Genomic DNA, 12,764 nt, shown 5'->3' with positions numbered 1-12,764 from the left:
GCGAGGCCGCCGATGCGGGGACGCGGGCCAGGGCTCGTCTGGCAAAGATCTCGGTGGTAGGCAGTGATGTCGTGTCGGTGTCGCCGCCCGCGAACCGCTGGCGGCGTCATGAGTGATCAACAACCAGGGCCGCGGCCGGGAATCCTCAGGTGGTCGCGGCCGTTGTCAGCGATGTGGGGCCGATCGGGTCCCACCCGGACGAGATGCGCCGTACCCGGCCTGCGAAGACGACGCTCCTTGAAGAAAGGGGCTGTCATGGCCTGGCTCATGATCATTGTCGCCGGTCTGTTCGAGGTCGCCATGGCCTACTCGCTCAAGCACGGCAACGGATTCTCCGTACTGCTGCCGAGCATCGGCTTCTTCGTCTTCGCCGTGCTCAGCTTCGGCCTGCTGGCATTGGCGCTCAGGACTCTCGAAATCGGTACGGCCTACGCGGTCTGGACAGGCATCGGAGCCGTCGGCACGGCCGCTCTCGGCATGATCGTGCTGGGAGAAGACGTGTCCGTCATCAAGATCGCCTCGATAGCGCTGATCCTCCTCGGCGTTGTCGGTCTCAACCTGGCGGGTGGCAGTCACTGACGCCTTGACGCCAGATGCGGGTCCGAGGGCCCGGGGCGTCGTCGCGGGTGCACACGCCCGTGGAGCTGCGCGGGCGTGCGGCCATGATCCTTTCTAGTTCGCCGGTCCGCTCGCTAGGCATTTCTTCTCTACTCTGTGCTACTGTATAGTGGTACTCGGTACTACAAAGTACTGGGAGATCGAAGAGGAACCACGATGGACGACCTGACGGAGATGCTGAAGGGCACGCTTGAGGGCTGCGTGCTGGAAATCATCGGCAGCGAGGAGACCTACGGGTACGCCATCACGCGTCGGCTGAATGAACTCGGCTTCGCCGACGTCGTCGAGGGGACGGTTTACACCATCCTGTTGCGGCTGGAGAAGAACAAGCTCGTCCAGGTGACGAAACGACCGTCCGGGGTGGGCCCGCCGCGCAAGTTCTATGCGCTCAACGACGCGGGGCGGCAAGAGCTCACGAGGTTCTGGGCGAAATGGGAGTACGTCACATCACGGATCGACAAGCTCAAGGAGGGCGGGAGATGAACTTCTGGGAGGCCATGACAGGCAGCGATCTCACCAGGGACTGGAAGGCGTTCGAAGTCCGGGCCGCGGCATTGCCGGCCGAATACCGGGCGGCGTGGGAAGAGATCAAGGGTCATCTTTTTCCCTACGGGGACTTCTCGGGTCGCAACCTGATGCCGATCCTCGACAGCGCCCTGGGGTTGCTCGAAGAGACGGCGGCCGATGAGCAGAGCATTCACGAGGTGCTGGGTGACGACATCGCGGGCTTCTGCGCGGCGCTGGTCGGCGGAGAAGGGGCTCGGAGCTATCGCGACCGGTGGCGCGAGCAGTTGAACAGGAACGTCGCAAGGAAACTGGGCCGGCTAGGAGGCTGACGTGGGCATCCAAGACATCATCGAGGGCAAGAAGCAGTGGCGGGCGCATATGGCGCGGGTCAAGGCGCTCCCGCCGGACTACCGGATCGTCTACAAGGAGATTCAGAAGTACCTCTTCAAGGTCGGACCGATCGACCTGTTTGACGGGTCCCTGCTCACAGGGATCCTCGATTTCTTCGAGGAGGGCGTCGCGGCCGACAGGGGAGTCCTGGAACTCATCGGCAACGACGTCGCTGCCTTCTGCGACGATCTGATCAAGGACTCGCGCACCTACGCGGACATCTATCAGGAGTCCATCAGCGGGGAATCCGGCGCGGCCGAGAAGTAACACCGTCGACCGGTGCCAGGCGGAGTTCTTCCGGCCCCTGGCCATCGACAGCCCGCTTGCCGCTGCGCGCGCCGAGTCGCGCCGCTTGTCTCCCGCCGAAGCCGGCGTCGCGGTCGCCCGCGGCGCTCGGTTGGTGGACACCCGCCCGCGCGTCCAGCGGGCGGCCGACGGTGAGATCCCAGGGGCCCGGGGAGGGCTCTGTGGGCGCCGAATCGTCCCTCGGGAGGCGTGTCAGGCCGGTGGTGGGCGGGCCTGCCGCAATGTCGTGTCAGCGTCCATGTCAGCACGGCAACGGGCTGGTATCAGCGCGTTCGGCGATGGTGGATGCCATGAACAGTTCAGCGATCGCACTCGTGGCCGCGGGGCGCTCCCGCCTCGGCCGCGACGATCGAACTCTCCAGTGATCCGGCGGAGCCCGTCTTCGCCCAAGGGATGACGGACTCACTCACGAACGGCGATCAGGCCGCCCGCACCCACACGCTCAGACCTCGACTATTCTGTATTGCTAAGTACCGGTAGTCAGTGGTACTTTGTACTGGTAGTCAGCAACGCTAAATAGCCGCCCGAGGGTCTACGAGCGGAACCGCTTCGCCACTGCCATCGAGCGTGCCGCCGGCGAGAACACCACGAAAAAGGACAGGACGGACTGATGACGACACAACAAGCTGCGGCGATCCAGGTGCAGGGCCTGGAGAAGGCGTACAAGGAGCTGCGGGTGCTGCGCGGCGTGGACTTCGACGTGGCGCGGGGCAGCATCTTCGCCCTGCTCGGCTCCAACGGGGCCGGCAAGACCACGGTCGTGAAGATCCTGTCCACGCTGCTCAAGGCCGACGCGGGGACGGCACGGGTGAACGGCTTCGACGTCGCCACCCAGGCCGCGGACGTACGCGAATCGATCAGCCTGACCGGGCAGTTCGCCGCCGTCGACGAGATCCTCAGCGGGCGGGAGAACCTCGTGCTGGTCGCCCGGCTGCGGCATCTCAAGAAGCCCGGCAAGATCGCCGATGACCTGCTCGCCCGCTTCTCACTCACCGATGCGGGCGGACGCAAGGTCGCGACGTACTCCGGCGGCATGCGCCGGCGTCTGGACATCGCGATGAGCCTCATCGGGAACCCGCCGATCATCTTCCTCGACGAGCCGACCACCGGCCTCGACCCCCAGGCCCGCATCGAGGTCTGGCAGGCCGTCAAGGAGCTCGCCGACCGCGGCACAACGGTGCTGCTCACCACGCAGTACCTGGACGAGGCCGAACAACTCGCCGACCGGATCGCGATCCTCCACGAAGGCCGGATCATCGTCAACGGCACCCTGGACGAGCTCAAGCAACTGCTCCCACCCGCCAAGGTCGAATACATCGAAAAGCAGCCGACCCTCGAGGACGTCTTCCTCACCCTCGTCGGCACGAAGGCATAAGGAACAACAATGAGCAAGCATTTCCTCACCGACACCACCGTCCTGCTGGGACGATCCCTGCGCCACATCACGCGCAGCCCGGACACCATCATCACGACCGCGATCATGCCGATCGCCATGATGCTGATGTTCGTCTACGTGTTCGGCGGCGCGATCAGAACAGGGTCGGACTCGTATGTGAATTACATGCTGCCCGGCATCCTGCTCATCACGGTCGCCTCGGGCATCGCCTACACCGCATACCGGCTGTTCATGGACATGAAGGGCGGCATCTTCGAGCGCTTCCAGTCCATGCCGACCGCGCGCTCGTCGGTGCTGTGGGCGCACGTGCTGACCTCGCTGGTCGCCAATCTGATCTCGCTCGTGGTCGTGACGCTCGTCGCCCTGCTCATGGGCTTCCGCTCGGGGGCGGGAGTGCTGGCTTGGCTGTCGGTGGCGGGCATCCTGATCCTGTTCACCCTGGCGCTGACCTGGATCGCCGTCATCCCCGGCCTGTCGGCCAAGACCATGGAAGGCGCCAGCGCCTTCTCCTACCCGCTCATCTTCCTGCCCTTCCTCAGCTCGGCGTTCGTGCCCACCGACACCATGCCCGGCCCGCTGCGCGTCTTCGCCGAGAACCAGCCGGTCACCTCCATCGTCAACGCCATCCGCGCCCTGTTCACCCAGCAGCCGGTCGGCACCGACATCTGGATCGCCCTGGCCTGGTGCGTCGGCATCCTCGTCGTCGCCTACGCCTTCGCCATGAACACCTACCGCCGCAAGATCTCCTAAGCCACGTGCGGCAGCTACTGCTCCTTGCCCGTGCGAGCGACGAACGACCTCCCCGGCCGACGCGGAAGCGATCTGAGCCGGGGAGTCGTTTTCCGGCCACTCGGAAGCCAGCTGGGCCGGAAGTCCACGCGGGCGGTCTCACCGTCTCGTCACGGCGGCCGGCCCCCTCCACCGGAGGAGCGTCTCCCTGGACAGAGGCCGACCCCGTGCGGCGGTTGGGGCCCACCGGGCCTGCCGTAAAAGCTGTAGAAGCGGTAAAAGGACGTCAGCCGTTCAGTGCGGCGGAGAGGGTTACCACCGCGCTGACCAGGAGGGCCGCCAGCACCATCTTGCGGAAGCGGTCCGGATCGATGCGGCGGAAGACCGCGTTGCCGGCGAACCACCCCAGCTGCACGATCGGCAGGCCCACCACTCCGATCCAGATCGACTGGGTGTTCACCTCGCCGGCCACGGCGAATCCGACCAGACTCAGCACGCTGGTGCCGGCGAACACCACCGAGAGGGTGGCGCGGAACTTGGTGGGGTCGTAGCCCATGCCCTGGAAGGCGGCGACCATCGGTGGCCCATTGGTGCCGGTCGAGGTGGAGAGCGCACCGGAGATGAAGCCGACTCCCACCAGTACGGGAACATTCCCCGGCACCTTCACGCGCCGCCACACCATCACCGTGCAGCCCAGGACTCCGACCCCGATGAGCGCCGTGAGCACTCGCTCGGACGTCACTCCATAGACCCAGAGGCCGAGCGGCATGCCGAGCACGATGCCGGCCATGGCGATCATGGCCACCTTCCACTCGGCGTGGTGACGCTGCCGCACGGCGATCGTGACGGTCATGGCCAGGGCGGACATCGTCGTGGCGACCACCGCTGTATGAGGGTCGACCGTGAGGGCCAGTAGGGGAGTGGCGACGAGGGCGTACCCGAATCCGGTCACCGCGTGCACTGTTGAAGCGATCAGGATAATCACGGCGGCAGCTAGCAGCGTGGACACCTGCCACACTTTGCCATGATCTACTGAAATGAACCAGTATTCTCGGAAAATTTGCCTCTGGCGGTTGGCGTTGCGATATATGGAGACTGTCCGGGATGGGGTAGTTACACGTTGGTAAATGGTTGGCCCTTGTACTTCGTCACTTGTCAATAGGAGCGAATGAAATGGGTGGTCAGGAGCCTGCGAGCTACATTGTCAGCCCGGCACTCGATGGTGGCCAGGCCGTCATCTTCGTTCCCGGTCTGGGCGGCCGGACGAAGTTCGTGGAGCGGTGGAACGAGCCGGGCCAGGAACCTGTCGTCCGCCGGGCCAACTGGAGCGAGCCGATGAATGTGCCCTCCGTCGACGAGCGCGGCGCGGCGCTCGCGGTCCTCATCGCGGACTCTGGCGCCACGGATGTCGTGCTCGTGGGCCACAGCATGGGTGCTCTGGTCTGCCTGGAGGCGGCCAAACACCTGGAGCGACAGCTTCGCGGCACCGTCGTCATGTGCCAGTATCCGCCGCATCGCACGCCGGTCTCGCCTTTGGCGGAGCTGCCGGACCGGGCATTGGCCGAGGAGTTGGAGGCGCCGTCACACATCATGGAAACGGCGGCTCTCCCCGAGTACGCACGTCTCTGGCGGTCTGAATATCAGCTGCTCAATCGCTATCTTGAGACAGATCCGCGGCCGATGCTCAACGCGCCGATAATCGCGGTCGGCGCCAAGGATGATGCGAGCTCATGGAACACCGAGTGTCTCAATGACTGGAGCCAGTACACGACAGAATGGCTGTCGGTCCACATGATCGACGGCGGCCACCAGATCGTCGAGCAATTGCCTCCCGAGACTCTTCACGAATGGGTCAGGAAGGTTCGTGGCTGAACGCCGCTATGACGTCAGCCGGCGCAGTTCGGCGGCCAGCTCAGCCACCGTCGGGTGGTCGAAGATCACCGCGATGCCGACGTCCACACTGAAAGCCCTGCGGATCTCCTCGACCAGACCCACCGCGGCGAAGGAGTCGCCGCCCAGCTCGAAGAAGTCCTCGTCGGGGCGGACCGACTCCACACCGAATTCGGCGCACCACATCTCCGTCAGCCGAGCTTCGAGCGACGCCTCGTCCGATGGCGCTCCATCCGAGACCCGCTCGGGCGCACGTGCCATGGCCGTCGGCTGTTCAGAGGCGTCGGCGTCGGCGGAGTCTGGCATGCCCTCGGGGGAGTTCTTCAGGACCGAGTCCTCCCCCGACATGGTGATCGCCACTTGTCTGTGGCTGGGCCGACCCAGGAGGCGCAGCAGCATGCTGACCCCGGTCGCGGGCGTGATCCCGTCGTCGGGCGATGACGGGGCATCGGCGCCTCGCTCTTCACGAGAGTCACGAGAGGTCTCGGGGGCGACCATGGATTCGTCGACGCGGCGCATCGTGAAGCCCCTGACCTCGACGGCGACGTCACCGCCGGCCGTCAGCACGTCGATGTCCGCCACGATCGTGTCCGAACCGCTCGGGCGCCGGCGGATGTGGCTGTATGCGAGCCCCGGTATCGACCGGTGCACCACGATCGACTGGTACGCGAAGGGCGCGTGCGGAGGCTCAAGGTCAGGATCCCGCGCCAGCGACACCGCCGCGTCCAGAAGGGTGGGATGCAGCGCGTGCTCGTCGAGCTCATGGTCGAACGCCTCGGGAAAGGTGAGTACGGCGAGCTTCGTGCTGATGTCCTCCCCGGAGGTCCAGATCTCCTCTCCCGGCCATCGCGGCCCGATGGTGAACAGCCGGTTCTCCGCGTCGTTCACGGGTATCCGCCGCTCGGGCAGCGACGCGCGCAGCCCGTCCAGGTCCACCGTGTCCGCCCCGGCGTCCACCAGCAGGATCTCCCCCGTCGTGTGGACGCGGTAGCCGTCAGGAGAGTCGGGGGAGAGCGGCGCGGTGCGAACGGTGAATCGCCAGAGGTCCTCGTGCGGCTCGAAGCCGACCTCGAGTGACACCGGCTCCGGGGTGGTGATCGGCTTCCGGAAGACCATGTGGCGCAGCTGCGCGGGCCGCCCGTTCGGGCGATCGATCGCCTCGTGGAAGGCGCGCAGGACGAAGTCGACCTGGGCCGTGCCCGGCAGTACCGGTACGCCGTCCATACGGTGTTCGTCCAGGATCGGATAGTTCTCGGCCGACAGCGGGGTCGACCACCAACGCACATCCGATGATGTGTCTTGCGGTGGCCGCCCTTGGCGGGCAGCCATACCGACCTCGGCCCACGAGGGCCAGTTGATGGTCATCGAGGCGCAGCCTGCCAAGGGCTGCCGGCGTACCACCGCATCGAGGAAGGCGTTCGCCGCCGCGTAGTCGGCACCGCCGACCAAGCCCCTGAGCGCCGCGCGGCTGGAGAAGGCCACGAAGAAGTCGAGGTCCGCCCGGCCCCGCAGCACCTCGACCAGCGCCAACGTACCGTGGACCTTCGGTGCGAGCGTTCGCGACACCTGCTCCCGCGTCCGGAACTGGAGCATGCCCCCTCCCGCCACGCCGGCCAGGTGGAAGACCCCGTTGATGCCCCCGAAGGAGTCCGACGCCTGGTCGATCACCCGGCGCAGCGCGGCCACGTCGGTCACGTCGCAGGCCTCGACGCGGCACTCGGCGCCGAGAGCCCGGATTTCGGCGAGCTCGGCTTCGTGCCCGCCTGCCACATGGCGGCCCAGCAGCAGCAACCGTGGTCGCAGACCGGTGTCCGCCAGGCCGCGCGCCACCGCCAGACCGAGGCCACCCAGTCCGCCGGTGATCACATAGGCACCCCTGTGCCGCAGGTCGACAGGGCCCGCACCGTCAGGGACGAACTCCCGCTCCCCGGGCACCCAACGCCGATCCCCCCGCAGGGCGACGATCTCGGATCGCTTCCGGCCGCCCAGCTCCGCGATCAGCCGCTCGTCTGTCACGCCGTCTTGGATGTCGACGAGCTTGCACATGGCGCGCGGGTTCTCAAGGATGTAGCTCCGCAGGAGCCCGAGCAGCATGGCCCGCACCGGGTGCACGTTCTCGCCGCCTGTCACGTCAGCGGACAGCTCGGTGATGACCAGGACGTCGCGAGCGCGCTTGTCGGGCGCCCGTCGCGCCGCTTCCTGCAGCAGGTCGACGATTCGCTGGAAACCGGTGTCGAGCTGGTCGTCGATGCCGCTCAGGCCGGGTTCGGCCAGGTCGCCGCCGAGCTGCGTCGCGTCGATGATGAGCTCCGGGTAGCGCCGCGAGTCTCTCAGCTCGTCCAGCAGCCGGACGACGTCCGCATCGTGGCGGGGACGGATCACGAACTCCGAGCTCCGGTCCGCTGCGCCCGAAACGGCTCCCGAATAGTCCGCTGCTCCCGAATAGGCGGAACCGTGCCGTACCAGCAACGCGTCCTCCAGACCGGCCCTGCCGAGCAGGCCGATCAGCTCGGCGGCTCGTCGCGCATCGTCGGGCAGGAATACCAGTGGCCGGTCCCAGACCTCGGTGTGCCCGGCCGACGCGGCCTCCACCCACGTGGGCAGACGGAACACCGCGCGGCCCGCTGGTTCCCGCGCCTCGTGGACGGGCGCGGGGCCGCTCGGAGACTCGATCCAGTACCGCTCGCGCTGGTACGGGTAGCCCGGCAGAGGTACGCGTTCACCCGTCGCGGCCAGCGCCGACCAGTCCACATCGGCGCCAAGGGTCCACAGCCGGGCCAGCGCGTGAAGGAACGAGCTGCGTTCGGTGGCGCCCTTGGACGGCCCGCTCGGCAGCGTCGGCACCGTCAAATGCCGCTTGGTGCGCACCTGAGGATGTGAGCGCGCCAGGGTGGTGAGCGTCCGCCCGGGACCCACCTCCACCAGCACGCGGTCACCGTCGGACAACACAGCCTCAAGCGCCTGCTTGAACAGGGCGGGCTGGGTGAGCTGCCGGCTCCAGAAGTCCACGCTGCTCACCAGGCCGCCTGTGGACGCGGAGTAGAGCTTCCACCGAGGACGACGTAACTCGATGCCGTCGAAGGCCGGCCGCGCGCCTCCGGGTGACTCGCCCATCGCTCGGGCGCTCACCAGCCGTACCGCTTCCGGAAGGGTGAACACCTCGGCGAGCGTGGCGGCCGCGAACTCCCCGACGCCGTGGCCGAGCAGCGCGTCGGGCTCGATGCCCAGGGCCAGCCACAGCCGCCCCAGCGCGTACTCGACGCTGAAGAGCGACGGCTCTTCCGGCGCCCGCTCCCAGATCTGCCGCTGGGGCAGGCCGCAGGCATCGAAGAGAGCGAAGCACTCGTCGAGTGCCTCGCTGAACGCTGGTTCGGTGCGATAGAGCTCCGCCGCCATGTGGGCGTGCCGCGCCCCTTCGCCCGGGAACAGGAAGACGGTGCTTCGGTCTGCCTGCTCCTCCGGGGTGACGATTCGCCTCCCGTGGTCACGTACGGCATTGGCCGCGTCGGACATGCTCTCGACCACCACAGCGCCTCGCACCGGGTGCGGCGTACGCCCCTGCCGCAGCGTGAACGCGACGCTGGAGAGCGGGTCCGCGCTCTCCTTGAAGGAGCGGGCAAGCTGCTCCGGGTACGCCTCGGCCGCGGACGGCGTCCGTCCTGACCACACGATCAGCTGCGTAGGCCCCGGAGCGGGGTCGACCACGCGGGGCGGCGGCTCTTCGAGTATCGCGTGCGCGTTCGTGCCGCCGATGCCGAAGGAGCTGACCCCTGCCAGGCGTCGCTGCCCGGCCGATCGAGGCCAGGGCCGCAGCGTGTCGTTGACGAAGAAGGGTGAGCTCCCGAGCTCGAGGAACGGGTTCACCTCCGTGAAGTTGACGCTCGCGGGGATCTGCTCATGATCGAGCGACAGCGCCGCTTTGATCAGCGACGTGATCCCTGACGCGTGACCCAGGTGGCCCACGTTTCCCTTGATCGATCCGATGGGACACCGCCCGGGTGCGAGTCCCGACGTCGCCCGAGCGCTGAACGCCTTCCTCAGCGCCGCGATCTCGATGGCGTCACCCAGTCGAGTAGCGGTGGCGTGCGCCTCCACGTACCCGATGTCCTCGGGACCCACGCCGGCCAGCTCCATGGCTCTCAGCACGACCTCCGCCTGCCGATCGGCGCTGGGCGCGGTGAAGCCGACCTTGTTCGCGCCGTCGTTGTTGACGGCCACAGCCCGGATCACCGCGGTGATCCGATCGCCGTCTGCCATGGCGTCGGCGAGCCGCTTGAGCACCACGACGCCGACGCCGCTGCCGAAGATCGTGCCCGTGGCCGCCGCGTCGAAGGGGCGGCAGTGGCCGTCCCGGCTCAGCGGGCCGTCCTGGGCCCACCAGTACCCGTGACCGACGGGGAACTCGACGTCGGCACCGCCGGCCAGAGCGACGTCGCACTCGTGGAGTCGGAGCGCGTTCACGGCGAGATGTACGGCCACGAGCGAGCTCGAACACGCGGTCTGCACGGTCATGCTGGGGCCGTGCAAGTTCAGCTTGTACGAGACCAGCGTGGACGCGCTGTCAGGGTTGTTCCACATGCCGGCCGCCATGCCGGTGGCACTCCGGAGCGCCTCAAGGTTTCCGAGGATGCGGCCGACCCCGTAGCGGTTCGCGGCGACCGACGAGAACACACCTGCCTTACCAAGCCTCAAGGCGTCATAACCGGCGTTCTCGACAGCGGCGTGCGAGGTCTCCAGGTACAGCCGTAGCTGCGGGTCGCACACCTCGGCCTCACGCCGGTTCAGGCCGAAGAACCCGGCGTCGAACAGGTCGATGCCCTCAGGCTCGGCCACCGCCCGCACGTAAGCCTGGTCGTCCAGCGCTTCACGCGACACGCCGCTCGACCGGAGCTCGTCCTCGGACGGGAAGCGCACCGCCTCCTCGCCGGCCACGAGGTTCCGCCAGAGCCGCTGGGTGTCGACCGCTCCCGGGAAACGACCGGCGATCCCGATGATCGCGATCGGCTCAACGAGGTTGCCCATATCGTCCGCCCTCCGATTCGCTTGCTGCCGCTCCGTACGGGGAGCGAGCCGTCGCGGGGTCAGGACACGTCGTCCAGGTTCTCCCGCAGATAGTTGGCAAAGGCATTCAGGGTGGGGTAGCGAAAGACCAGCAGGGGAGAGATCTCCGTGCCGAGCTGTACGGAGACCTCCGACACGAACCGCATGAGGGACATCGAGGTGAAGCCGGCCTCGAAGAAGCCGTCGTCAGGGTCGATCCGGCCGTCGCTGCGGCCTTGGCCGAGAGCGGAGCGCGCGCTCTCGTGCAGTACCTCCCACAGCGTCGCCGCGGGGTCCTCAGCCTGTGCGGCGTCCACGACCGCCGGTTCGTCTGGCAATGAGTCGCGCACCTCGATGCTTGAGGGCACGACCGCGGCGTCCAGGTGGTCGTGGAGCGCCGCACGAAGCTCGTCGCTGTCGATCGCCGTCGTGGAGTTCCGTACGATGGTCAGGCGTACGGATCCGACTCCGCTGCTGTCTTCGACGAACGTCGCCACCGCTTCGGCGACACCGGCGACCAGGGCGGCCGCGCCCTCGATCTCGTCCAGCTCCACCCGCGCGCCGTTGACCTGGACCTGCCGGTCCGCCCGGCGTACGAAGCACATCGAGCCGTCCGGTAGCCGACGGACGATGTCGCCGGTGTCGTACCAGCGGCCGTCAGGGCCGGTGGTCAGCAGCGGGGTCCCGTCCGTATAGCCGAGTGCGCAGGCGGCGGCTTCCACGTGCAGCCGGCCTTCCGGACTCTCGCCGCCGGCCGTGTCGATGGGCACGATCTTGACCACGGCATGGTCGAGCGCGCGCCCGATGGGAACCGGGTCCTCACCCGCCACCCCCTTACCGGGCGGCACCTGGTGCACGCACACGACCTGCGGCGTCTCCGACGCGCCGTAGCAGTTGGCGATGGTGGCCTGTGGGGCGAACCGTGCCGTCGACCGCAGCGCCGCTGCCGTGAGCCGGGCCCCCACCGAGCAGACCACCCGCAGGCTGTCGACGGGGAGCCCCGACGAGCCCGCCATGAGCTGGAGGAGGACCGGCGAGCCCTGGAGCACGGTGATGGAATGCTTCGAGAGCCAGGCCGCCAGCAGCCGGGGATCCGCGGCCGTGCGACTGTCGGGAATGAACAACGTCGCACCGGTGAGCCAGGGCGCGATCAGCTCTCGCAGGCTCGGATCGTGGCCGGGCCTGCTGAGAAAGGCGATCCGATCTGATTCGTCCATGGGCAGTTCCTTGAAGAACGCCATACTGGCGGCCTCGAAGGCCGCTCGTCCGACGACGATCCCCTTGGGCCTGCCCGTCGTGCCGGACGTGAAGAGGATATGACTGATTCCTCTCACATCCTCTTCGTCCTCTTCGTCGAACCCACGGAGTCCGTGGAGCCCATCGAGTCCATCGCCCCCATCGAGGCGCGAGGGTGACGGGACACCGTCGTCCAGCAGCTCCAGGCCGGCCGGGGCGGACGATGGTCCGAAGGTCGCCACGGCGCCAGTGGCCGTCAATGCTCCACGCACCCGCGCGGCACCCCAGTCTCCCAGGATCGCCGGGACGGCTCCCGCGCTCCAGAGCCCCACGATCCGCGCGACGAACTCCGGGCTCCGGTCCGCCGGCACGCCCACCACGCGGCGCGTCAGGTGGTGACCCCGCACGACGCCGCTGATGTCCTCGCTGAGCGCGGCGACGTCGCCGAAGGTGATGCCACGATCTTCATGAACCAGGGCGACCCTGCTCAGGTCACGAGGCACCCGTCCGAGAAGTCCTGGGGGGACGGCGCTGGTGGCGGTGTTGGTCGCGGTGTTGGATGTGGTGCTGGTCGTCGTTCTGGTCGTGTCACGGACGGGGCCGGCCGGCTCGTCCACTCGGCTCACGCTAACCTCCCTCGTGGGCATGACAT

10 protein-coding genes and 1 riboswitch are annotated in these 12,764 nt (G+C 67.6%); of the genes, 7 read left to right on the top strand and 3 right to left on the bottom strand.

What is annotated here, in order from left to right; genetic code table 11:
- The first annotated feature begins 171 nt into the window (after nucleotides 1–171).
- A riboswitch (guanidine-III (ykkC-III) riboswitch) is annotated at nucleotides 172–237 on the top strand.
- Nucleotides 238–255: 18 nt separating this feature from the next.
- The 6 genes from ACIBO2_RS22030 to ACIBO2_RS22005 all read left to right on the top strand — a co-directional run bounded on the left by ACIBO2_RS22030 (nucleotide 256) and on the right by ACIBO2_RS22005 (nucleotide 3,967).
- On the top strand, nucleotides 256–579 hold the full coding sequence (locus ACIBO2_RS22030) for a multidrug efflux SMR transporter (RefSeq protein ID WP_358551677.1): 324 nt from the start codon (nucleotides 256–258) through the stop codon (nucleotides 577–579).
- A gap of 195 nt (nucleotides 580–774) precedes the next feature.
- The gene (locus ACIBO2_RS22025; RefSeq protein WP_358551675.1) at nucleotides 775–1,101 is read left to right on the top strand and encodes a PadR family transcriptional regulator; all 327 of its coding nucleotides are present in this window, start codon (nucleotides 775–777) and stop codon (nucleotides 1,099–1,101) included.
- Nucleotides 1,098–1,454, top strand: coding sequence for a DUF1048 domain-containing protein (locus ACIBO2_RS22020; protein WP_358551673.1), 357 nt, complete (start codon nucleotides 1,098–1,100; stop codon nucleotides 1,452–1,454). The genes ACIBO2_RS22025 and ACIBO2_RS22020 overlap by 4 nt, the downstream gene beginning before the upstream one ends.
- 1 nt (nucleotide 1,455) lies before the next feature.
- Nucleotides 1,456–1,782, top strand: a complete 327-nt coding sequence (locus ACIBO2_RS22015) for a DUF1048 domain-containing protein (protein ID WP_397298733.1) — start codon at nucleotides 1,456–1,458, stop codon at nucleotides 1,780–1,782.
- 649 nt (nucleotides 1,783–2,431) lie between these two features.
- Nucleotides 2,432–3,196, top strand: a complete 765-nt coding sequence (locus ACIBO2_RS22010; protein ID WP_397298730.1) for an ABC transporter ATP-binding protein — start codon at nucleotides 2,432–2,434, stop codon at nucleotides 3,194–3,196.
- 9 nt (nucleotides 3,197–3,205) lie between these two features.
- Nucleotides 3,206–3,967 carry an ABC transporter permease gene (locus ACIBO2_RS22005; RefSeq protein WP_358551667.1) on the top strand — a complete coding sequence of 254 codons (762 nt, stop codon included), beginning with the start codon at nucleotides 3,206–3,208 and terminating at the stop codon, nucleotides 3,965–3,967.
- A gap of 265 nt (nucleotides 3,968–4,232) precedes the next feature.
- Here ACIBO2_RS22005 and ACIBO2_RS22000 read toward each other — a convergent pair whose 3' ends face one another.
- Nucleotides 4,233–4,931 carry a sulfite exporter TauE/SafE family protein gene (locus ACIBO2_RS22000; protein WP_397298727.1) on the bottom strand — a complete coding sequence of 233 codons (699 nt, stop codon included), beginning with the start codon at nucleotides 4,929–4,931 and terminating at the stop codon, nucleotides 4,233–4,235.
- A 188-nt stretch (nucleotides 4,932–5,119) separates the two neighbouring features.
- Between ACIBO2_RS22000 and ACIBO2_RS21995 the strand changes: the two genes are divergently transcribed.
- Entirely contained in the window at nucleotides 5,120–5,818 is a 699-nt protein-coding gene (locus tag ACIBO2_RS21995; RefSeq protein ID WP_358551663.1) for an alpha/beta fold hydrolase, read from the top strand.
- A 6-nt stretch (nucleotides 5,819–5,824) separates the two neighbouring features.
- Here the strand turns inward: ACIBO2_RS21995 and ACIBO2_RS21990 are convergent, their stop codons facing one another.
- A complete protein-coding gene (locus tag ACIBO2_RS21990; protein ID WP_397298724.1) occupies nucleotides 5,825–10,858 on the bottom strand; it encodes an SDR family NAD(P)-dependent oxidoreductase in 5,034 nt (1,677 codons plus the stop codon).
- Nucleotides 10,859–10,917: 59 nt separating this feature from the next.
- A complete protein-coding gene (locus ACIBO2_RS21985; RefSeq protein WP_397298721.1) occupies nucleotides 10,918–12,738 on the bottom strand; it encodes an AMP-binding protein in 1,821 nt (606 codons plus the stop codon).
- Between the last annotated feature and the right edge of the window lie 26 nt (nucleotides 12,739–12,764).

Source organism: Nonomuraea sp. NPDC050022, assembly GCF_044460705.1.
GTDB lineage: Bacteria > Actinomycetota > Actinomycetes > Streptosporangiales > Streptosporangiaceae > Nonomuraea.
Note: the sequence above shows the minus strand (reverse complement) of the source record. Positions and strands in the feature narration are given on the sequence as shown.